The organism is Viridibacterium curvum (assembly GCF_039544165.1).
GTDB lineage: Bacteria > Pseudomonadota > Gammaproteobacteria > Burkholderiales > Rhodocyclaceae > Viridibacterium > Viridibacterium curvum.
This window is the reverse complement of sequence record NZ_BAABLD010000008.1, coordinates 1,245,557-1,266,315: the sequence shown is the minus strand read 5'-3', so window position 1 is coordinate 1,266,315 and position 20,759 is coordinate 1,245,557. Positions and strand designations below refer to the sequence as shown.

Here is a 20,759-nt window from a genome sequence, read left to right as displayed (position 1 = left end):
TCAGGCCATGAGTGAAGCAGGCAGGGCAGAAGGCCGCGCCAATGAACGCAAACGCGTGCACTGGCGTGCGCTCATCCTTCTGCCCGACTGGCAGGCGATTCCAACCAGCATCGTCAATATCTCGGAATCCGGCACCTGCATCATTTCGCCGGACACCCGGCCTGCAGGCGCAATGATGCAGATCGTGCTGTTTGTCCCCGACCTCAAACATGACGGTCGTGTCATGCCCTGGCTGCTGAAGATGAAGGTCGCTTACTCCGTACTCTCTGGCAGCGGCTTTCAACTCGGCGCACAGTTCCTGCAGCCCGAAGCTGCCGCCGTCGAACACATCCGCGCCGCCATGCGGCGCTGAACCCACGCAACAGGACCCGCATGGACGATCAACAACCCTCACATCAGCTCACCATGACCGTGCTGATGACGCCCGACATGGCGAACTTTTCCGGCAACGTGCACGGCGGCGCCGTACTCAAACTGCTCGACCAGGTCGCCTACGCCTGCGCCAGCCGCTACGCGGGCGGCTACGTCGTCACCATGTCGGTTGACCAGGTCACCTTCCGCCAGCCCATCCACGTCGGCGAGCTCGTAACCTTCCTCGCCTCGGTGAACTTCACCGGCAACACCTCGATGGAAATCGGCGTCAAGGTCGTCACCGAAAACATCCAGAACCGTAGCGTGCGCCACGCCAACAGCTGCTTCTTCACGATGGTCGCGGTGGATGAAAACGGCAAGGGCAAGAGAGTGCCGCCGCTGGAACCGCAGACACCCGACGAAATGCGCCGTCACGCCTCAGCCAAGGTACGACGCGAGCTACGTCAGGAGATGGAGCGCCGCCAGCGTGAAATCCACGAAGCAATGCGACGCGCGGCAAATTCCGGCTCGGCGCCGATGTGACCTTGGGTGCCTTCGCATGACGGATATCGATGGAAATGAAGTGAATGTTGGAGATACGGTTACCGTTCTCGCCATCAGGGACAACATTCAAAAATCACTTGCCGCAGATGAAAAGCCGCACGTCATGGCGATGCTTGGGAACAGCTATGAAATTGACGAGTTCGTCAATGACGGTACGCAAGTCAGCCTGACCATATGCATTCAAGAGCCGCAGGGCTGCATGTTTTGTGGCTTATACCTGTTCCCGCACGAATTCAGGCTTGTCTCAAAAAGCCCATAAAACTCGCGACGCTGCGATAAGCGGCTGACAGACGCGTGGGCACACCGTGCCCACCCTACGCGGACTATTCTCCGAGATACGCGCTACGCACCTTCGGATCGTGCAGCAACTCCTGCCCTGTACCGCGCAGGGTGATCAATCCCCCCTCCATCACGCAGGCGCGCTGGGCAAACTGCAGCGCGAGGTTGGCGTTCTGCTCGACCAGAAGCACGGCCACGCCTTCCTTCACGATGGACTGCACGACTTCGAAGATCTTCTCGACGAACAGCGGGGCGAGACCCATCGAGGGTTCGTCGAGCAGTAGCAACCTGGGGCGCGACAACAGCGCGCGGCCGATGGCGAGCATCTGCTGCTCACCGCCTGACAGCGTGCCGGCGACCTGGAAGAGGCGTTCCTTCACACGCGGCAGCAGCTCGAAGATGCGCTGCATGTCGGCCTCGACGCCGGCCTTGTCATGCCGCGTGTAAGCGCCCATCTGCAGGTTCTCTTCGACGGTCAGTCGTGTGAAGATGCCACGCCCTTCCGGCACCAACGCGAGACCGCGGCGCAGGCGCAAGTGAGCAGGCAGTGTCTCGATATGCTCACCGGCGTAGCTCAGCTCGCCACCGGCGATGGGCAACACGCCGGCAATGGCGTTCAGCGTGGTGGTCTTGCCAGCGCCATTGGCACCGATCAGCGACACCAGTTCGCCCGGTTCGATGGCGAGATCGATGCCCTTGACCGCATTGATCTGGCCGTAGGACACACGCAGACCGGAGAGCTGCAGAATGGGGGCGCGCATGGGGGTCTTCACCTCAGGCTGCATGGTGCGAGCTCCCCAGGTAGGCTTCCTGCACCGCGGGGTCGCGCTGCACCGTTGCTGGCACATCCTCGGCGATCTTCTGGCCGAAGTTCAGCACGGCAACGCGATCGCAGAGCCCCATGACGAGCTTCACGTCGTGTTCGATAAGCATCACGCTCACGCCGCCGCCACGGATCTTCTCGATCAGCGTGCGCAGCTGCGCCGTCTCGGTGGCGTTCATGCCTGCAGCCGGCTCGTCGAGGGCGAGCAGCTTCGGCCCTGTCGCCAACGCGCGCGCGATCTCCAGCCGGCGCTGGTCGCCGTAGGAGAGATTCTTCGACACGGTATCGGCGAAGCGCTCGATGCCTACGTAGCGCAACCACTCCAACGCACGCTGCGTCGTGGCCTGCTCTTCGTCCCGCACCTTGCGCGTCTGGAACAGCACGCCGAACAAGCCGGCATGCGTACGTGCATGCTGACCGACCATCACGTTCTCCAGCGCAGTCAGATCGCGAAACAGGCGAATGTTCTGAAAGGTGCGCGCAATGCCCCGCTGTACCACCTCGTGCGGCATGCCGGCAGGCAAAGCGGAACCGGCGAACAGGAACTCGCCGCTGTCGGCAGTGTAGGCACCGCTGAGCACATTGAAGAAGGTTGTCTTGCCAGCACCGTTGGGGCCGATGAGACCGTAGATTTCGCCTTCGCGGATCGACAGCGACACGTCCTGCAGCGCCTGCACGCCGCCGAAGCGCTTGCTGATGTTGCGGGCTTCGAGCAGAAGACTCATGCCACCGTCCCCTTGTTCATCGCGTCCTGGTTGATCAGCTCCGGCTTCGAGTAACGCGAATGCGCCGGGATCAGCCCCACCGGTCGCAGCAGCATCATGAAGATCAGCGCCAGGGCGTGCACCAGCATGCGCAGGATTTCCGGATCAAGAATCGTCTTGCCGAACAGCGCCTGCTGCATCGGGATCGCATAGCTGCGCAACGCCTCGGGCAGCCACGCGAGGATCAATGCACCGACGATGACCCCGGCAATATTCCCCATGCCCCCGAACACCACCATGGCGAGCACGGTGATGGACTCCATCAGCGAGAAACTCTCGGGACTCACGAAACCCTGGAAGGCGCCGAACAAGCCGCCCGCTACGCCACCGAAGGTCGCCCCCATCGCAAAGGCCAGCAGCTTGTAGTTACGCAAGTTGATGCCGACCGCCTTGGCAGCAAGATCGTCGTCGCGTATCGCTGCCCATGCCCGGCCAACGCGCGACACCTGCAGACGCCGCACGAGGATCACCGACAGCCAGACGAAGGCGAGGAAGGCGTAGAAGTGGAAGATCAGCGGATTGATCACCCAGTCCTCGCCCAGCGTCACGCGCTTCGAGATATCCCAGCCGAAGAAATTGAGCGAGTCGAGCATGTTGATGCCCTGCGGCCCGTTGGTGATATTGATCGGGTAGTTCAGGTTGTTCATGAAGATGCGCACGATCTCGCCGAAGCCCAGCGTGACGATGGCGAGGTAGTCCCCGCGCAAACGCAACACCGGGAAGCCGAGAATGACGCCGGCCAGCGCTGCAAAGGCCGCACCGAGCGGCAGCACGATCCAGAACGGCAGATGCACGCCGAAGTGCGGACTGGCGAGAAAAGCCCATGTATAGGCGCCGACGGCATAGAAGGCGATGTAGCCCAGATCAAGCAGCCCGGCGAAGCCCACCACGAGGTTGAGGCCGACAGCCAGCAGCACGTAGAGCAAGGCCATATTGACGATGCGCACCCAGGCCGGGCCGATGAGCATCAGCAGGAAGGGCGCAGCGAAGATGAAGGCCAGCACGAGCCACTTTGCGGCGACCGGGTGGTGCTTGCCCAGCCAGGGGATGAGGTCGGTGATGTCTTTCATGCCCTGTCCGCCACGCGCTCACCCAGCAGACCCGTCGGCCGGAAAATCAGTACTGCCCCCAGAATCATGAACGCGAAAATGTCCTGGTAACTGGAGTTGAGGAAGCCGAAGGTGGCGTGTTCGATGTAGCCCGCACCAATTGACTCGATGAGGCCCAGCACGATGCCGCCGACCATGGCGCCCGGCAGGTTGCCGATGCCACCGAGCACTGCCGCCGTGAACGCCTTGAGGCCCGGAATGGTGCCCATGGTGCTGTGGGCGATGCCGTAGTTCGAGGCGATCATCACGCCTGCTACGGCAGCAAGACCTGAGCCGAGGATGAAGGTCAGCGCAATGATGCCGTTTGCATTAACGCCCATCAGCGCAGCGATGCGGTGGTTCTCAGCCGTCGCGCGCATGGCGCGACCAATGCGCGTCTTGTTCACCAGCAGGGTCAGGCCCAGCATCAGCAAGGCCGAGCCGATGATGATGATGATCTGCACCGGCGAGATGAACACGCCTTCGATGGGTTGCATGGGCGTAGTCGAAATCAGTTGCGGGAAGCTGTAGTAGTTGCGCCCCCAGATGATCATGGCCAGGGTCTGCAGCAGGAATGAGAGACCGATGGCCGTGATCAGCGGCGCCAGCCTTGGTGCATTGCGCAGGCGGCGATAGGCCACGCGCTCCATGATGTAGCCAACCCCCATCGACACAGGCACCGCCACCAGCAGGCCGAAAGCCAACAGCGGCAGTGGCCCCAGCGTGGGCCACATCTTCTGCGCGAAGAGTATGGCCTGCAAAGCCACCAGCGCGCCCACCATCAGCACGTCACCGTGCGCAAAATTGATCAGGCCAAGAATGCCGTACACCATGGTGTAGCCCAAGGCCACGAGGGCATACATGCTGCCGACGACCAGGCCGTTGATGATCTGCTGCAGAAGGGTTTCCATGGATTTCGTCTCGCAATAAGCAGGCCAGCACAATGTCAGTTCGCCCTGTGGCCGGATTGACTGTCCTCAAAAAAATGGCGCGACCCAAGGCCGCGCCATTTCCGTTCCTGCATGCCGCCTCAGCTTACTTGAGGGGCACCCATTTGCCGGCCTTGAAGGTGTAGACCGTCACGACGCCGTCTTTCAGGTCGCCCTTCTCGTCGAACTTGATCACGCCCGACACGCCCTTGTGCGAAGCCTTCTTCAACGAGGCCAGGTACTTGGCGGGCTCGACGGAGCCAGCGGTCTTCATCGCTTCGATGACGGTCGAGGTCGCGTCGTAGGAGTACGGCGAGTACGCCTGAACCTCGGCGTTGAAGCGCGCCTTGAAGCGGTCCTTGAACTTGGCATCGGGCATGGAATCGAGCGGCACGCCCGGTTGCGTGCAGTAGGCGCTGCCTTCGGTGATGGCGTCGCCAGCCAGCTTGATCAGCTCGGGCGTACAGCCGCCGTCACCCATCAGGAAGGTCGCCTTGATGCCCAGTTGCTTGATCTGCTTGGCCATCGGGCCGCCTTGCGGGTCCATGCCGCCAAAGAAGATCACGTCGGGCGATGCCGACTTCACCTTGGTCAGGATGGTCATGAAGTCGTTGGCCTTGTCGGTGGTGAACTCACGCGAGGTGATGCTGCCACCGCCGGCCTTGACGGCCTTCTCGAACTCGTCGGCGAGGCCCTGGCCATAGGCCGAGCGGTCGTCGATGACGGCAACCTTCTTGCCCAGCTTGGTGAGTGCGAACTTGGCGGCAGCGGGGCCCTGCTTGCCGTCATGCGCCATGACGCGGAAGACGTTCTCGAAGCCCTGCTGGGTCAGCGTCGGGTTGGTGGCGGACGGCGAAATCATCACCACGCCAGCCTGGTTGTAGATGCGCGATGCGGGGATGGTGGTGCCGGAATTCATGTGGCCGATAACGGCCTTCACGCCGGCATCAACCAGGCGCTGTGCCACGGCCGTGCCCTGCTTCGGGTCAGCCTGGTCGTCTTCGCCGACCAGTTCGAACTTGACCTTCTTGCCGCCGATGGTCACGCCCTTCTTGTTGTAGTCCTCGATGGCGAGACGCACACCGTTCTCCGTGTCCTTGCCAAGGTGCGCCTGCGCACCGGTGAGCGGCGCCGAGCTGCCGATCTTCACAACCAGTTCCTGGGCCTGAACGACACCTACGCTGAGCAAGGCCAGCGCAACGATGGATTTCTTCATGAACACCTCCGCAAATTTGGTTGCGCCTGCCGGCGATCCTCAGGGTCGTCCAGCGACGACAGCCCGCGAGGGGATGTTACAGAAATTTGCGGGGCTATAGACCAGCCGTGTGCAATCGATTCACGAAGCTTGCGACGCCGGGGCTGAAGTCGCCAGAGGCTGCAGCAAACGGCCGTCCGCCAGCAGGTGGTCGATGGTTGTCTGCAGCACGCGGTGCAGGGCTGCCTCCTCGATCGGTTTGATGAGGAATTCGTCCATGCCGGCAGCCAGGCAGGTCTCGCGGTCGGACGCGCTGGCATTCGCCGTCAGCGCCGCCACCGTCACCTGTGGCCGCAGCACCTGCGCCCCCGGCAAACCGCCCGCACGAATCGCGCGTGTCGCGTCGTAACCGTCCATGACGGGCATGCGCGCATCCATCAGTACGATGTCGAAGTCGGTGCGCGCCAACGCATGCAATGCCTGCAGGCCATCGCCCACCATCTCGACGGTGTGGCCCAGGTCCGCCAGCAGGTCGCCGATGATCAAACGATTCACCTCGTCGTCCTCGGCACACAGGATGGATAGACGATGCGTCTGTGCAAACGTGGCGGGTGTAGCAAGGCTCTGTGGTGTGCCGGGCATCATCGGCAGGTCGAAGCGGAAAGTGCTGCCTCGCCCTTCCACGCTCTGCACCGAAATCGAGCCTCCCATCGCGCCGACCAGCTGTTGGCAGATCGCCAGCCCCAACCCTGTGCCACCAAAGCGGCGCGTCGTCGAACTGTCGGCCTGCTGGAACACCTGGAAGATCGTCGGAATCGCCTTGGTCGCGATGCCCACACCCGAGTCCTCAACCTCGAAGCGCACCCAGGAGTGCCCATCGAACGAAGCCAGTGGCATCACGCGGACCTCCACGCTGCCCTGCAGCGTGAACTTCATGGCGTTGCCAACAAGGTTCAGCAGCAACTGCCGCAGCCGCGTCGGGTCACCCTTCACCCAGGCCGGCACACCCGGCGCGACGCTGATGGCGAACGACACCTTGCCGTCACTGGCCGACTCGGCAAACGGCTGGCAGCAATCCTGCACGAGCTGCGGCAATTCGAAATCGATGCTCTCCAGACGCAGCTCGCCGGCCTCGATCTTCGAGAAATCGAGAATGTCGTTGAGGATCGCCAGCAGCGACTCCGCGCTGCGCATGCCTACGCCAAGGCTGTTGCGATCGCTCTCCGGCAATGTCGGGCTGCGCATCACTTTGCGCAGCATGCCGATCACGCCATTCAGCGGCGTGCGGATCTCGTGACTCATGCTGGCCAGGAACAGCGACTTCGCGCGGCTCGCCTGCTCGGCACGGCGCTCGGCTTGCCGCCACGAGGTCACGTCGATGTTCGCCCCCACGATGACCTGCCGCCCCTCGGCATCGAGACAGGCGCGCTTGGAGATGATGCGGCACAACTCTGCCCCGGTTTCAGGATGCGGTCGTACCTCCTCCTTCAGCACCACGCGCCCAGCCAGCACCTCGGCATCTTCCACGCTGACGGACTTCGCAATCGCCTCGGCCACCGCTTCGCTCAAGGGCTTGGCCGAAGTCGGATGGATCGACGAGTCGCCGATGATGGCCTCACGCGGCACACCGCGCTCTTCGACGAACGCATCATTGACCAGCAAGTAGCGGCTATGCGCATCCTTGACGTAGACCGGGTGAGGAATCACGTCGATGAGGCGCTGCGTATAGGCACGAATGCGGTCGGCGCGCTCGCGTTCGCGATCCAGCGCGCCCTGCAGGCTGCGCTGCGCGCGGCGCAGGTCGGTGATGTCGTGGCTGGTGCCGATCACCACCGGGCGGCCATCGACGTCTCGCCCTGCACGCTTGGTGTGGATGCGACACACCTCACCCCCGGTGAGCGGATGTACACGCCACTCTTCCTTGCAGATGTTCTCGCCAGCCAGCACGCGCGCATCTTCGTCCAGCGAATCCTGCGTCACCATGTAGGACGTGCCAACCAACTCCTCGAAAGACCGCCCACGATCTTTCGCGAATTCCTCGTTCACGAAACGGAACACCCCCGCCGCGTCGCGCACATAAATCATCATGTCACTCGCATCGAGAATCTGCTGGATGTAGGCCTGCCAGCGCTCGGTCTCAGCCAGCGGCGTCCCGAAGCGTTCGTCGCCATCCCAGCGCAGCCCCGCAGCGTCTCCGCCCCCCGACAGCAACATCCAGGCGGGCCAGACTGCTGCCGCCGCCAGACTCAACAACACCAGCGACAGATGCCAGCCCAACACAACGGCCGCAGCCGCCAGCAGGATGGCCAGAAGGGACAGTGCAGCAAGGAACGGGTTTGCAGCCTTCATGTCACTCCGCCCGGAGATCCGGCAGGTTTGAGGGGGCGCTACCAGAGCATGTTCGCACGTCGGGACCTATACGAGCACGCCCTGACGCTTACGACACGCTGCTGCCGGACTTGATGACCGGTCACATATTCTGGCGCCAGATCGGGTGAAAAGGTAGATGTCTGTCTCCACGCACAGCCCCGCCATGCGTCCCCGCCCCCGATAAAACGTCGTCTGGCAAGCAGTCACGGGCCGACATGCGCTTGACGCACATCAGCTGCGGCACATCAACCACCCGCGCCCACTTCGCTGAAAAACCACTAGCGGTGTCATCCGCAGCCACATGCAAAGACGTGCCTGCACTTATGCGCGGGCACTTCGTTACCATGAGTATTCGCATGTGATACCGCTATACTGCCCCGCGCCACACATGTCCCAGCGAAGCAAGGAGAGGTTCATCTGATGAAGCGAGCAATCCGGTTCGGTATTCTGGCCACCCTTCTTTGCGGCATTGGCATCGTGGTCTCCGCAGCGATGCGCGAGCAAGGCACCTTCGGCGCCCGCTACATCGACATTGATCTCAACAGGCCGGACGCACTGGTCTCCAGCGAGCACCTTGCTCGCATGCCGGCCGACATCCTCAAGCTGCCGATGCTGCGCGAGGTGCTCAGCGAAGACTTTGTTTTCTACTACGCCCAGAACGAAACCCGGCTATCCGCCGAGGGCGCGCTGCGACGCATCGCTTTCGAGCACGACATGACCCTGGGCGACCACTTTCTGTCGAACCTGCTCGACGAGCCCGCCGACCTGGCACTGTGGCGCGCCCCCAATGGCAGCCTGCGCTACTGGGTACTGTCCATCCGCCGCAATACGCTGGCCCGCCTGACCGACACGCTGGCAAAACTTGCGCTGCGCGACAGCCAGCTGCGCATCGCTGGCGAGCTCAATGTCGAAGGCAAACAGGTCAAGGTCTTCGCCCTCCATCTCAACGACAAACGCACCCTGCTGTTCGCCAGTCACGGGGATCGCACTCTCGTGATCTCTGACGCCGGCATGCTGTTCGGAGATCGCACGCCGGACAACACCCCTTTGCCATCCAGCCCCGCAGAAAAGCAGCACGGGCTGGAAATCGCGGCGCCCGACAAACTGACCCAGCTCATCCCGGAGCGCGCAGAGCGGCTCGCAGCACTGTTGGCTGGCAAAAACGGGGCCGCCTTCCTGTCAAAGCGCTTTCAACTGCCCGACCAACCCGTCAAAGGGCATCGCGCCGCACTCGCCGCGCACTTCCTGTCCTTTGGCTATCAGGCGTTTTTCCCCGGCATCGAAGCCATGCGTTTCGACTTTGACGGGACGCAATGGTCAAGCCAGTTGTTGGCAGCCGGCATGACAAACGCCGGCGATCGCACAGCACTCTGGCAAGCCATGCCGGGCCAGGGCGCAGCCTGCGTGAGCCTGCCGGTGAACTGGACGACACTGGAGCCCGCAGTGGGTGCCAGCCTTAGCCCGGCAGACAAAAGCACTCTGCGCGATGCGCTGCAGGGGCCGCTGGGCATGTGTTGGTATGCCAAATCCCAGCTCAATGCACCGCTTTTTGTCGCGCAGTTCAAAAGCGATGACGCAGCCAGACGCGCCGCCCCGCTGCTGCTCAAACTTTTTGAAAGCAGCATCGGCGCCTTCGAGCCAGACCAGGAAGGTGGGCGCTTCCCCGTCGAGTCCCGCAAGACGGGTAACGCCACCGTGCTGAGCCGCATTGTCTCCTCACCCTTCGGTACGGACAAGAAGAATGGCAACGACAAGCTGAAGGCCGTCAGCGGGCCACGCTACTTCCCCGTATCCCTCGCTCTGTCCGGACGCTGGGCAGCCTTCTCACCCGATGCACGCCTGGCCGAAGACGCGCTGGCCGTCAGCAACAAGCGCTTCCCCGCAGCCGCCGACGGGCTGGGCAATGCCGGCAGCACCGTGCTGCGCATCGTGCCGGCGCGCCTCGCCCAACTGCTGCAGACCGAAGCCAACGCAGCTTTGCCGCGTGACAAGGAACCCGTCTTCAGCGGCGTCGTGCGCACACAACTGACACCCCGACTGCAGGCACTGAGGCGCCACCCGGCCTTTGTCGCCACCCTGCCCGTCGAACCGACGGCAACACTCGCATGGGTGCCACTCAACTGGAGCTACGAGGCCAAATGAACGACGCCGCGCGTCGTCGCTGGCTGGCAGCCATCCCCGCGCTGGCCGCCTTGTTGCACGCCCCAAGCAGCCTCGCCCTGCGAGCGGATGGCGTGGACGAGCCCAACATGCTTGATCGCGAACAATCGCGGCGCTTCCGTGCCTGGCTCACCTGGCTGGTGCGCGAACAGTTGCAGCGTGGCCCCAACCCGCGCTGGACACATCGCGACTGCGCCGGCCTCGTACGCTTTGCCGTGGCCGAATCCCTCAACGAGCATAACGACGCCTGGCGCCAAGCCAATGGCGTGCAGGGGCAACAACTGCCGCCGCCGCTCGACCTGAGTGATACGCAACGCCAGTTGCGCCACCGCTGGATCACGCTCGACGGCAAGGTTTCCGCCTTCGTGACCGCCAGCGCCCTGATCACCCGCAACACTCGTCTTGTCAGCCGCGAGTACGGACAGGCCGAAGCCGGTGATCTGCTGTTTTTTGACCAGGGTGACGACCAGCACCTGATGGTGTGCATGGGCGGCTGGATCGCCTATCACACCGGCACCGTCACACCTCAAGACAATGGCCTGCGGGCCACCCCTCTGAAAGATCTCTTGCAATGGAAGGACACGCGGTGGCGACCCATCAGCAGCAATCCCAACTTCGCAGGCGTATTCCGGCTCTCGTTCTTGGCGCCCTGATCGCGCTGTGCTGCGCGCTCCCGACGACGCCCCTGCGCGCCGAACTGCCTGCCGTTGCGCCCACGGGCTATACCCCCGTCAAGGGCGAACCCTTCTTCCTGCTCTCCGACAACAGCTGGAGCAGCAAGGAAACCGCACGCGTACGCATCGAGATTCCCGGCTCCACCCAGTACGGTGAAGTCGCGCAATACGGCGGCGTCGACATCGTTGTCTACCGCGTACCCAAACCGCTGGAATTCCTGCAGCAACAGAAGAACCTGCACCGTCCGGATACCAAGGGCCGTTACCAGGGCGAAGGACTCTCCAACACCCTCACCGCACTGTGGGATCGCTGGTACAAAGCCTCGCGCCGCGCTTGGCAGCGCATCACCTCGGCCGATCTGCGCAAGACCGCGACGGAACAGCAACCCCAGCTCAAGCAACCCGACATCAACAAGGCGCCGGAATTTGAAGTCAGCAACGCCTACAAGCCGCTGGAAGGCTTCGACCTGATCAGCCAGTTCCGCTACCCCGTCGCGCGCGCACGCCCCATCACCCCGCCCAACGACGTCAAACTCCCCGGCAGCAGCAGCGAGTTCATGGCCGCTTCGCCCGGCAATCTCATGATTCCCGTCGGCAAGCTGAACCCCGGCCTCTATCTGGTCGAAGCCATCGTCGGCGGCTTCCGCGCCCAGACCCTGGTCTTCGTCAGCGACACGCAAGCCATCACCAAAACCTCAGGCAAACAGATGCTGGTGTGGACGGCAGATCGCCTGACCGGCCGCCCCGTCCCCGGCGCCAACCTGCAATGGAGCGATGGCGCCGGCGTACTCGCCCGTGGCACAACGGACCGTGACGGCATCGCCCGCCTCACGCATACCAGCCCCGAACGCTCCTTCCTGCTGGGCAGCGACGCGGCGGGTGGCGTCTTCATCTCCGAAAATTTCTACTACGACTCCGAGATCTACAACACCAAGCTCTACGCCATCACCGACCGGCCGCTGTATCGCCCCGGCGACGAAGTCATGGTCAAGCTGCTGGGACGCGAATTCCTCGATGCCCGCAACTCGCGCCGCGCACAGGATGCCGATGTACAGATGCAGGTCTTTGACCCTGCCGGCACACCCCTCTTCTCGCGCAAGCAGTCCTTCAAGGGCGACGGTGGCGCAGACACACGCTTCCGTCTGCCTGACAACGCCAATGCCGGCGGTTACGACATCCGCATGAGCTATCGCGGCGACACCTACGGCGCCGCCTTCCGCGTAGCCGAGTACATCAAGCCGCACTTCGAGATCAACCTGCTGATGAGCAAGCCGGAGCTGCGCACCAACGAGCCCATCACGGGCAAGGTAAAACTCACCTACTCCGATGGCAAGCCCGTCATCAACGCCCGCCTGACCCTGTCGGTACGCGCGCAGCAGATCACCATGGTCGACGGCGAAATGCAGTACGCCGCACAAGTGCCCGTATCACTGGAGCAGCAGGAAATCATCGCCGACAAGAACGGCGAAGCCGACATCAGCCTGCCGGCCGCCACCCAGCCCAGCCGCTACGCACTGACGGTGCTGGCCAGCGATGGCGCCGCGTATCGCGTCAAGATCACACGCGAGTTCCTCGTCGAGCGCGGCAGCAATCCCTGGAAGCTCACCACCGAGCGCAACTTCAGCCCCGCCGCCAGCAATGTGGAATTCACCCTCACAGCCCTTGGCGAAGGCGGTCGCCCGCCAGCACGCTGGGAAGCCGTGCGTCTGGAATCGCGCGAACGCAGCAATGGCAATATCGCCGCCAACACAGACAAGTTCAGCGTTGCCTTCAGCAAGCCCGGCAGCTACACCGTCACCGTGCGCGACGCCAGCAACAACGTGCTGGGCGCCACCAGCCACTGGGTTGCCGGCAACGGCCTCAAGGCTGGCCCCGGCAGCGTCGAGATCGTGCTCGACCGCGACCGCTACAAGCCCGGCGACACGGCCGAAGCCCTCATCACCTTCCCGCAGCCGGTGGGCGATGCCCTGCTCACACTGGAACGCGACCAGGTCGAGCAACACGCCCTGCTCTCGCGCGCTGCCGACTGGGTGAATCTGACACGCCTGTCCGACACGCAGTGGCGCGCGCGCATCCCGGTGCGCGACACCTTCTCGCCCAACATCACCTTCTCGGTGCTCTATACGCAAGGCAAGGACTACATCTTCAGCAACGCCGGCCTGGTCGTCAGCCAGCCCGGCATCGCGCTCGACATCAAACCCGAGCGTGCCACCTACCAACCGGGCGAGACGGTCAACATCGATATCAATAGCAAGCTCGATGGCAAGCCCGCCTCCACGCAACTCGTCGTCAGCGTCGTCGATGAAATGATCTACGTGCTGCAACCCGAGATCGCGCCGGACATCAACGAGTTCTTCTATCACTTCCGCCGCAACAACGTACGCACGGCCGCCAGCCTGTCGTTCATCACCTATGACATGGCACGCAGCCCCGAGCGCAGTGCTGCCGGCGGCAATCGCTACCCCGAACGCGGCGTCAAGGTGCTGGAACGCCCGCGTCGCGACGACGTCGACACGGCGGCCTGGCAGCCCCGACTGGTCACGGACGACAAAGGCAATGCACGCCTGTCCTTCGTCATGCCCGACTCGCTCACCCGCTGGCGCATCACCGTACGCGCCCTCAACAAGGACGGCGTCACCGGCCAGAAGATCCAGTACGTCGCTTCCGACAAACCGGTGTACGTCAAATGGACCGGGCCGCGCCACTTCCGTGGCAACGACCAGCCCGTTGTCGACCTCGTCGTCTTCAACCGCGGACAACAAGCCCGCAAGGCCGACCTGGTACTGGCAGGCGCCGGTCTCGATCAGCGTCGCAACCTCTCGCTCAACCCCGGCCCCAACTTTGTCAGCGTGCCCGTGCGCAAGCTGCAGGCTGGCCCGGTCAGCGCCGAGCTCCTGCTTGATGGCAAACGTGCCGACCAGCTCGTCGCGCAGGTCCAGCTCAGCGCCGGCAACTGGCCAAGCCGTCAGCAGGACATCATCCCGCTGCAAGGCCGCAGCACGCCCATCAAGCTCCCCATGGGCGCCCGCAATGTCGAGCTGGCTTTTGCAGGCAACAGCGCGCAGTACTTCAGCGACGCGGCAGACGACCTGATCAGTTACCCCTGGGGCTGCGTCGAGCAGACCGCCTCGCGACTGATCCCGCTCAGCCTCGCCTATCAATCACTGCCCGCCACCACCGACACACCACTCGCACAACCGCTCGCCCGCACGCTGCAGACCCAGCGCCAGCGCCTCATCGCACTGGCCGGGCCCGAAGCCGCCTTTGGCTGGTGGGGCAATGGCAGCAGCGAGTCCCTGTTCCTCACGGGCTACGCCTACTACGCCGACTGGTACGCCAGCCGCGCACTGGGCCTGCAACTGCCCGCGCAGCACTGGGAAAGCCTCTCCGCCCTCTACGCCAAGCACGCCAGCACCACGCCTGCCCTGCATCGCGCGCTGGTGGTGTGGTGGATGCGCCAGATGGGGCTGCCGGTGGAAACCGTGCTGCAGGATGTCGAACGTGCACTCGACAGCAGCGCTGCCGCGACGCGCAGCAATGTCGGCGACTACGACAGCGTCATCATGGCCGCGCCAGACTCCCTGCAAGGTCGCCAGCTTGCCGAGCTGATCGTCGGCCAGCTACGCCGCGAACTGCGCCAGCCCGCACGCCCGGCCAGCATCGCAGCAGCCACCGCCCTGCGTGGCAGCAACGCACCCCTCGCGCGCGCCCTGCTCCTGCTGGGCGCGCCGGGCAATCAGGAAGCGTCGCTCACCGAGATCCTCGGCAGCGTGCGCGAACAGCAACCCACCATCGACCGCGCCCTGACCCTGGTATGGCTGCAACGTGCCGTCGCCGGCAGCCCCGCTGGCGCTCCCGGCAAGCTGCAGCCGGAAGGCTGGCGCGCCCGCACCACCCTCAGTGGCAACACACGCTGGCAGTGGGAAAACCGCGAGCGCCAGCCCGAAACCCTGAGCCTTGCCAACGCCCCTGCCACACCCGGCGTCGCCGTGTTGCGCTATGACACCGACACGCCCGAACCGCACCGTCTCAATGTCGGCATCACTCGCACGCTCTACCAGCTCGTCGAGAAGGGAGAGGCCATGCAGTTCCAGGCCGTCCCCGTGTCGCCCGGCACCGCCTTGCGCACCGACAAGCTCTACGTCGACGAAGTGCGGCTCACCCCGCGCGGCAACACGCGCCCGCGCTACGGCCTGCTCGAAGTCGCACTGCCTCCCGGTGCCGAAATCGAGGGCACGTCCTGGGGCCTGCAAATCGAGGGGCTGGGCGGCGATGAAGCCTCCAGCTTCGAGCGCCCGCCCTACCAGATGTCCTCGCTCGCCTACGGCGTCCCCGTCGAGTCACTCGACAAGCCCGTCGTCCTGCGCCAGCTCGTGCGCTTCGGTCAGCGTGGCCGCTTCACGCTGCCGCCGGCACGCTTCCACCGCATGTACCAGCCCAATGACAAAGCCTTCCAGAACGAAGGCAAGGGCAGCTGGCAGCTCAACGTGGAATAGCCTTCATGCGCCTCCGTCTCCCGTTCGCCGGCAGTGTCCTCGCAGCGCTCCTGTTCGCAGGCAGCGCATGCGGCGCCACGTTGCCGGCAACGGAGGCCACACGATTCGTGACGCAGACGCACGGCGAACTCGCCAGCTACCGCATCAACGGCGCGAGTCTGAGTGCGGATGAAACGCCACTCCCATCCGCCGAGCTGGGCAGCCTCTGGAAGCTCTTCGTCTTCAGCTACCTCGTCGCCCAGCAACAGACGTCGCCCGACTACCAGTGCCGTGGCAACGACCGCGAAGAAGCCTACTGCTGCGAAGCAGGTGGCCGCATCGGCCGCGAAGATGCGCTCATCAAATCCTGCGGCCGCTACTTCGAGCCGACCCGCCTGCAACTGCAGCCAACGAACTGGCGAGACTTCTGGGTGGCCCAGCAAGCACCAGCCTGGCTGCACAAACTCTCGAACCTGCATGAGCGTCATGCGGTGCCCGTTGCCGAGCTGCTTGCTGCGCTGGATGCCGTCCCCGCCGACGTGCGCCACCACGCCAGTCACACCCTGCTCCACGTACTTGGCCAGAACACTGCTGGCGACGCCCTCGACCACCTTGGCGGCCTGCTGCGCCCCAAAACCTGGACCATGCCCGACCCGCGCCACCCCGGCATGCGACGCGGCGGCGCTGCCGGCTGGCTGGCTGATGGCTCCCCGTTCTGGCTCGCCGGGCGCGGCGCCGGCATCGAAGTCCTGCGCCGCAGCGCCCCTGCCCTGAGCGACACCCTGATGCGCCAGCAGGTGCCGGATGATGCGCAATGCATCCGCGTGCACTTCTTCAAACGCTACCCGCTCAAGCAGCTTGTCGCGCTAGCCAGCGGGCAGCCAGCGCGGCCCGGTGCGCTCACGGGCCACTTCCGCGCCCACTTCGAGAACGGCAACAGCCTGGACTTCAACGCCAACGGCGAGCTCCAGCTCGCGCAGCGCGACAACTCGCCGAGCATCACGGGCAAGTTCAGCATCAACGAGTATGTCGCCCGCGTCATCGACCGCGAAGCCGCAGCCGAACCCCGCGATGCCGCACGCGCCCTCGCTGTCGTCATCCGCAGCTACCTCTTGCAGAACGCCCGGCCGGACAGGGACTGCCTCGCCATCGACGACAGCACCGCCACCCAGCGCGTCAGCCCGCGCCCGGCCAGCGCCGCCGCGCGCGCCATTGCCGACTGGAGCGACGGCCTCGTGCTCGACCGCCCGGCGCAATACCACCTCGACAAAGCCTCGCACGGCGTCCTCTCCTGGACCACTGCGCGCCAGTCCGCCAACTCGGGCGAGCACTTCCTGCGCATCCTGAGCACTGCCTTTCCTGACAGCAACCTCAGCAGCGCTGCCGTTACCGCAGGCGAGCGCTGTATCGCTGCACCGGCCGCACAGAAGTGGCTGCACGACAACCTACCGCGCTGGCACAGACAATTGCAGGCAGAAGCCGGCTACAGCGCACCGGCGCAAACGCCCCCCGTCTGCATGGCCCGCAGCACCAACCCGCATGCCGACATGCACAAGCGACGCATCTACGTGCACGGCTGGCAGTCGCAGCAGGATCGGCTCGCCATTGCACACGAATACCTGCATCTCGCCTTCGAAGGCCATCCACGCGCCGACAACGAAGACTTCGTCGAACGCCTGGCACGCCACCTGATCCTGGGGACACCATGACCCTGCTACACCGTTACCCCGTTACTTGCACGCATGCTCCAGCACTGAAAGCACAGACCATGACGCCTCATCGCTCTGCCCACACGCTCATCCTGGCCACCATCGGCATGCTCACCACCATACCGGTCCATTCCGCCGGCATCACGCTCGAAAGTCCCGCCGGCGGCTGGCGCAACAGCAGCAAGGAAAACAGCAGCTTCATGCAGGACGTCACCTACCCTGCCGTGCGCGTGAATGTGCGCAACACGCAACAGGCCGGCAGTCTGATCCGTGGCCGCATTGCGAAGACACCCAAGGACGGCAAACCACTGACACTGGTCATCAACGGCAGCGCCATGCCGCAGCGCGTGGATGCGGACGGCAGCTTCGCCCGCCCCTACGCCTTCCCCGCCGGCAGCAACAGCATCGAAGTGCGTGGCAACAACGGCGAGCGCCAGCGCACGCAGTACTACGAAGCCTATAGTGGCCGCAGTCGGCCGCATGTGCGCGTCACCCTCTCGTGGGACAGCGACGGCTCCGACCTCGACCTCCACCTCGTCACCCCGGCTGGCGAACACATCTACTTCGGGAATCGCCAGGCCACGGATGGCACGGCGCTCGACGTCGACGTCACGACCGGCTATGGTCCCGAGATCATCGCCAGCCCTTCGCAGATGCGCGGCACCTACCTCGTCTACGTCAATTACTACGGTGCCGGCGGTGACCGTGACGACGAGCTGACCACCGCACAGGTCGCCATCGTCACCGACGAAGGTACGCCGCGCGAGAAACAACAGCTGTTCCGGGTTCCCCTGCGCAAACCCGGCGAACTCACGCTGATCCGCGCCTTCCAGTACCCCTGAGCTTCAGCTCTGCCGGCCGCGCACTCCCCAGGGCCCGCGCACCCTGCGCCGCGTCGCATGCGCATGGCCCAGCCAGCCGCGCCAGTGCCAGCGCGCGGCCATGCTGAGGCCGCGTATCCATTCGTCTGCCGCAAAGGCCAGCCACACACCCGGCAGGCCCCAGCCCAGGTGCACGCCCAGCCACCAGGCCAGACCTACGGCCACAACGAACATGGACACCACACCGGCCAGCACCGGAAAGCGCGCATCACCCGTGGCGCGCAGCCCGTTGATGACCACCAGGTTGAAGGTGCGCCCCGGCTCCAGCAGCAGGCACAGCCACAGCAGCTGCGCGCCAGCTTCGACGATCTGCTCGTCCTGCGTGAACAAACGCAGCAAGGGCTTGCCCGCCAGCGCCGCCAGCAGCGCCACACCCAGCGTGATGCCCAGCCCCCAGCGCATGGCCGCATGCACCTGTTGGTTCGCTTCATGCAAGCGCCCTGCACCGATGCGGTGGCCCACGATGATCTCCGTGCCGAAGCCGATGGTGAGCCCGGCCAGCAGGATGAAGCTCATGATGGAAAAGGTGTAGCTATGCGTGGCCAGCGCCGCTGGCCCCATGGCCGCAACGAAGGACAGGATGATCATGAAACTCAGGCGGTAGGCGATGTTCTCTGCCGCAGCAGGCAGGCCGATGTGCAACATCTCGCCCAGTTCGCGGCGGCGCAGGTGCCACAGGTCGGCCAGGCGCGGGCGAATCTGCAAGACAGCGCGCCACAGGTAAAGCCCGGTCGCAAGGCCCACGATGCGGCTGAGGATCAGCGCAACACCCAACCCCATCACCCCCATCGCGGGCAGTGGTCCCACGCCTGCCATCAACAGCAACCCAAGGCCCAGGTGCACGACCAGCACCATCACGCTGATCAGCAGGGACGAGCGTGTGTAGGCATAGGCACGCGCCACGGCACTCAGTGCAAGGTTGAGCGCATCGAACAGGAGCCCCAGCCCCAACGCAATCAGGTAGGGCATGGCGATGGAATCCAGATCGGGCGGCAGCTGCATGAGCCGCAGCAACGGCTGGGCGCCGAGCATGACCACCGCACCGCAGACCACCCCCGTCCAGGTGCAGCCGGCCAGCGCCGCACGCGCAATACGCTCGGCCCCAGCCCGATCCGCCGCGCCGAGGTACTGCGTCACCACCACGCTGGCGCCAATGCTGACGATGCGGAACAGCAGCATGAAGGCCAGGAAGATCTGGTTGGCCAGCGCAAAGGCCGCCGCCGTGTCGTCCGAAATCTGGCTGACGCGCCCCACCAGCACCGCCCCGCCGAGCATGCTCAGGAATTGTTCGGCAAAGATGGGCCAGGTCACGCTGAACAAGCGTGGCTGCGGGTGAGGGGCAATGGGCTGTGACATGAGGGGCCGACGGCAACAAGTACGGGCGCAGGCAACCTTGACGCACCCCGCAATCGGGATCCCGGGAAAACGCCTGCCAACGAGCCTCGCAATCTCTCATGAAAACGTTTTCAAGACAAATTGCCCCACCCTCCAGCCTGCTTTTGCCGCGCAGACAGATGGCCCGCCAAGTCTTGCTATCCTGACTCACCCGTCCCGCCTTCCGCCCGGACCCCGGCTACTCCAGAACACGCCACATGCTCTATTCACCCGCCCGCTTCATCGAGACCGACACCGCCCTGATCCGCGAGCTCATTGCAGCCCACCCCTTCGCCACCCTCATGAGCGTGGTTGAGGGCCAACCCCTGGTCAGCCACGTACCCCTCGTGGCCGATGAGCGCGGCTGGCTGCTGGGCCACGTCGCCATGGCCAACCCGCACAGCGCAGCGCTCAACGAAGGCGCCGAGGCTCTGGCGATCTTCCAGGGCCCGCACTGCTATGTTTCGCCCAGCTGGTATGCGGAAGCCTCCGTCCCCACCTGGAACTACACCGCCGTCCATGTACGCGCCCGCCTGCATGTGCTGCAGGGCGACGCCGCACAAGCCTTGCTCGACCGCCTCACGCAAGCCTTTGACGACCCCGCCCAGCCCGGCCACATGACAGCGGCCCAACGCGCGCGCCTCCTGCCCGCCATCCACTGCTTCGCACTGGAGCCCCTGGAGACCAGCGCCAAGTTCAAGCTCTCGCAGAACAAATCGCGCGAAGACCAGCAAAGCATCCTCGCCAATCTGGGGCAGTTCGAAGACGACAACTCGCAAGGCGTCGCCAGCCTCATGCTGCGCAATCTTGCGGCGGGTTTCGGCGACTGAAACCGCTTTGCCGTAGCGCGCCCGCCGCGTTTGGCCATTGCCGGGCCGCCCGCCTATAATGTGGGTCCCTTCCGAGGAGCGCTGCGAGGTCTGTCCCACGACAAGATCCCAGGCTCGGACCCCGCCGCAGGCCTGCTTCAAGTGCCTGAACCGGCGGCCAGATTCAACGGCGCTCACCGCTTCAGGCGTTCGCGCGGAATGGTGAGCAAGGACCGGTTCCCTATCGTCCTTATCGTCATTCCCGCGAAGGCGGGGATCCAGTGACTTGGCCGCACCGTTTCAAAGTCGCTGGA

Annotated in this window: 16 protein-coding genes and 1 riboswitch; of the genes, 9 read left to right on the top strand and 7 right to left on the bottom strand. The window is 64.4% G+C overall.

The features are described 5' to 3' along the window. Positions 1 to 7: 7 nt before the first annotated feature. Genes ABEA02_RS13595 through ABEA02_RS13585 form a run of 3 tightly spaced genes read left to right on the top strand, consistent with a single transcriptional unit; the run spans position 8 to position 1,174 of the window. The gene (locus tag ABEA02_RS13595) at positions 8 to 352 is read left to right on the top strand and encodes a PilZ domain-containing protein (protein ID WP_345533611.1); all 345 of its coding nucleotides are present in this window, start codon (positions 8 to 10) and stop codon (positions 350 to 352) included. 20 nt (positions 353 to 372) lie between these two features. Beyond that, complete coding sequence (locus ABEA02_RS13590) at positions 373 to 894, top strand: acyl-CoA thioesterase (protein WP_345533610.1); 522 nt, start codon at positions 373 to 375, stop codon at positions 892 to 894. 16 nt (positions 895 to 910) lie between these two features. Next, positions 911 to 1,174 (top strand): hypothetical protein, encoded by a 264-nt coding sequence (locus tag ABEA02_RS13585; protein ID WP_345533609.1) that lies wholly within the window; start codon positions 911 to 913, stop codon positions 1,172 to 1,174. A gap of 64 nt (positions 1,175 to 1,238) precedes the next feature. Here ABEA02_RS13585 and ABEA02_RS13580 read toward each other — a convergent pair whose 3' ends face one another. From ABEA02_RS13580 to ABEA02_RS13555, 6 genes are all read right to left on the bottom strand, one after another. Next, positions 1,239 to 1,955 carry an ABC transporter ATP-binding protein gene (locus ABEA02_RS13580; RefSeq protein ID WP_345533608.1) on the bottom strand — a complete coding sequence of 239 codons (717 nt, stop codon included), beginning with the start codon at positions 1,953 to 1,955 and terminating at the stop codon, positions 1,239 to 1,241. A gap of 13 nt (positions 1,956 to 1,968) precedes the next feature. Beyond that, on the bottom strand, positions 1,969 to 2,742 hold the full coding sequence (locus tag ABEA02_RS13575; protein ID WP_345533607.1) for an ABC transporter ATP-binding protein: 774 nt from the start codon (positions 2,740 to 2,742) through the stop codon (positions 1,969 to 1,971). Further along, positions 2,739 to 3,851: an ABC transporter permease subunit gene (locus tag ABEA02_RS13570; protein WP_345533606.1), complete on the bottom strand. Its 1,113-nt coding sequence runs from the start codon at positions 3,849 to 3,851 to the stop codon at positions 2,739 to 2,741. Before ABEA02_RS13570 ends, ABEA02_RS13575 begins: the two co-directional genes overlap by 4 nt. Further along, positions 3,848 to 4,780, bottom strand: a complete 933-nt coding sequence (locus ABEA02_RS13565) for a branched-chain amino acid ABC transporter permease (protein WP_345533605.1) — start codon at positions 4,778 to 4,780, stop codon at positions 3,848 to 3,850. Before ABEA02_RS13565 ends, ABEA02_RS13570 begins: the two co-directional genes overlap by 4 nt. A 124-nt stretch (positions 4,781 to 4,904) precedes the next feature. Then, entirely contained in the window at positions 4,905 to 6,014 is a 1,110-nt protein-coding gene (locus ABEA02_RS13560) for a branched-chain amino acid ABC transporter substrate-binding protein (RefSeq protein ID WP_345533604.1), read from the bottom strand. A 120-nt stretch (positions 6,015 to 6,134) separates the two neighbouring features. Continuing rightward, a complete protein-coding gene (locus tag ABEA02_RS13555; protein ID WP_345533603.1) occupies positions 6,135 to 8,342 on the bottom strand; it encodes a PAS domain-containing hybrid sensor histidine kinase/response regulator in 2,208 nt (735 codons plus the stop codon). Positions 8,343 to 8,783: 441 nt separating this feature from the next. On the opposite strand from ABEA02_RS13555, the gene ABEA02_RS13550 reads away from it, so the two are divergent. The 5 genes from ABEA02_RS13550 to ABEA02_RS13530 are packed head-to-tail and all read left to right on the top strand — an operon-like array spanning position 8,784 to position 18,223. Continuing rightward, a complete protein-coding gene (locus ABEA02_RS13550) occupies positions 8,784 to 10,505 on the top strand; it encodes a DUF2138 family protein (RefSeq protein ID WP_345533602.1) in 1,722 nt (573 codons plus the stop codon). Continuing rightward, positions 10,502 to 11,176: a DUF1175 family protein gene (locus ABEA02_RS13545; RefSeq protein WP_345533601.1), complete on the top strand. Its 675-nt coding sequence runs from the start codon at positions 10,502 to 10,504 to the stop codon at positions 11,174 to 11,176. Before ABEA02_RS13550 ends, ABEA02_RS13545 begins: the two co-directional genes overlap by 4 nt. Then, positions 11,095 to 15,693: an alpha-2-macroglobulin family protein gene (locus tag ABEA02_RS13540; protein ID WP_345533600.1), complete on the top strand. Its 4,599-nt coding sequence runs from the start codon at positions 11,095 to 11,097 to the stop codon at positions 15,691 to 15,693. Before ABEA02_RS13545 ends, ABEA02_RS13540 begins: the two co-directional genes overlap by 82 nt. Before the next feature lie 5 nt (positions 15,694 to 15,698). Continuing rightward, entirely contained in the window at positions 15,699 to 17,381 is a 1,683-nt protein-coding gene (locus ABEA02_RS13535; RefSeq protein ID WP_345533599.1) for a DUF2300 domain-containing protein, read from the top strand. Between the two features lie 59 nt (positions 17,382 to 17,440). Then, positions 17,441 to 18,223: a YfaP family protein gene (locus ABEA02_RS13530; RefSeq protein WP_345533598.1), complete on the top strand. Its 783-nt coding sequence runs from the start codon at positions 17,441 to 17,443 to the stop codon at positions 18,221 to 18,223. Between the two features lie 3 nt (positions 18,224 to 18,226). Here the strand turns inward: ABEA02_RS13530 and ABEA02_RS13525 are convergent, their stop codons facing one another. Continuing rightward, the gene (locus ABEA02_RS13525; RefSeq protein ID WP_345533597.1) at positions 18,227 to 19,618 is read right to left on the bottom strand and encodes an MATE family efflux transporter; all 1,392 of its coding nucleotides are present in this window, start codon (positions 19,616 to 19,618) and stop codon (positions 18,227 to 18,229) included. Between the two features lie 236 nt (positions 19,619 to 19,854). Here ABEA02_RS13525 and ABEA02_RS13520 point away from each other — a divergent pair, with 236 nt between their 5' ends. Continuing rightward, a complete protein-coding gene (locus ABEA02_RS13520) occupies positions 19,855 to 20,466 on the top strand; it encodes an FMN-binding negative transcriptional regulator (protein ID WP_345533596.1) in 612 nt (203 codons plus the stop codon). A gap of 67 nt (positions 20,467 to 20,533) precedes the next feature. Then, positions 20,534 to 20,648: riboswitch (S-adenosyl-L-homocysteine riboswitch) on the top strand. Positions 20,649 to 20,759: the final 111 nt, after the last annotated feature.

Bases quoted from the DNA above. Each gene is read 5' to 3' on its own strand.
- ABEA02_RS13590 (WP_345533610.1), top strand. From the start codon at position 373: ATGGACGATCAACAACCCTCACATCAGCTCACCATGACCGTGCTGATG.
- ABEA02_RS13535 (WP_345533599.1), top strand. From the start codon at position 15,699: ATGCGCCTCCGTCTCCCGTTCGCCGGCAGTGTCCTCGCAGCGCTCCTG.
- ABEA02_RS13520 (WP_345533596.1), top strand. From the start codon at position 19,855: ATGCTCTATTCACCCGCCCGCTTCATCGAGACCGACACCGCCCTGATC.
- ABEA02_RS13560 (WP_345533604.1), bottom strand. From the start codon at position 6,014: ATGAAGAAATCCATCGTTGCGCTGGCCTTGCTCAGCGTAGGTGTCGTT.
- ABEA02_RS13545 (WP_345533601.1), top strand. From the start codon at position 10,502: ATGAACGACGCCGCGCGTCGTCGCTGGCTGGCAGCCATCCCCGCGCTG.
- ABEA02_RS13585 (WP_345533609.1), top strand. From the start codon at position 911: ATGACGGATATCGATGGAAATGAAGTGAATGTTGGAGATACGGTTACC.
- ABEA02_RS13580 (WP_345533608.1), bottom strand. From the start codon at position 1,955: ATGCGCGCCCCCATTCTGCAGCTCTCCGGTCTGCGTGTGTCCTACGGC.
- ABEA02_RS13550 (WP_345533602.1), top strand. From the start codon at position 8,784: ATGAAGCGAGCAATCCGGTTCGGTATTCTGGCCACCCTTCTTTGCGGC.
- ABEA02_RS13525 (WP_345533597.1), bottom strand. From the start codon at position 19,618: ATGTCACAGCCCATTGCCCCTCACCCGCAGCCACGCTTGTTCAGCGTG.
- ABEA02_RS13595 (WP_345533611.1), top strand. From the start codon at position 8: ATGAGTGAAGCAGGCAGGGCAGAAGGCCGCGCCAATGAACGCAAACGC.
- ABEA02_RS13555 (WP_345533603.1), bottom strand. From the start codon at position 8,342: ATGAAGGCTGCAAACCCGTTCCTTGCTGCACTGTCCCTTCTGGCCATC.
- ABEA02_RS13540 (WP_345533600.1), top strand. From the start codon at position 11,095: ATGGAAGGACACGCGGTGGCGACCCATCAGCAGCAATCCCAACTTCGC.
- ABEA02_RS13575 (WP_345533607.1), bottom strand. From the start codon at position 2,742: ATGAGTCTTCTGCTCGAAGCCCGCAACATCAGCAAGCGCTTCGGCGGC.
- ABEA02_RS13570 (WP_345533606.1), bottom strand. From the start codon at position 3,851: ATGAAAGACATCACCGACCTCATCCCCTGGCTGGGCAAGCACCACCCG.
- ABEA02_RS13565 (WP_345533605.1), bottom strand. From the start codon at position 4,780: ATGGAAACCCTTCTGCAGCAGATCATCAACGGCCTGGTCGTCGGCAGC.
- ABEA02_RS13530 (WP_345533598.1), top strand. From the start codon at position 17,441: ATGACGCCTCATCGCTCTGCCCACACGCTCATCCTGGCCACCATCGGC.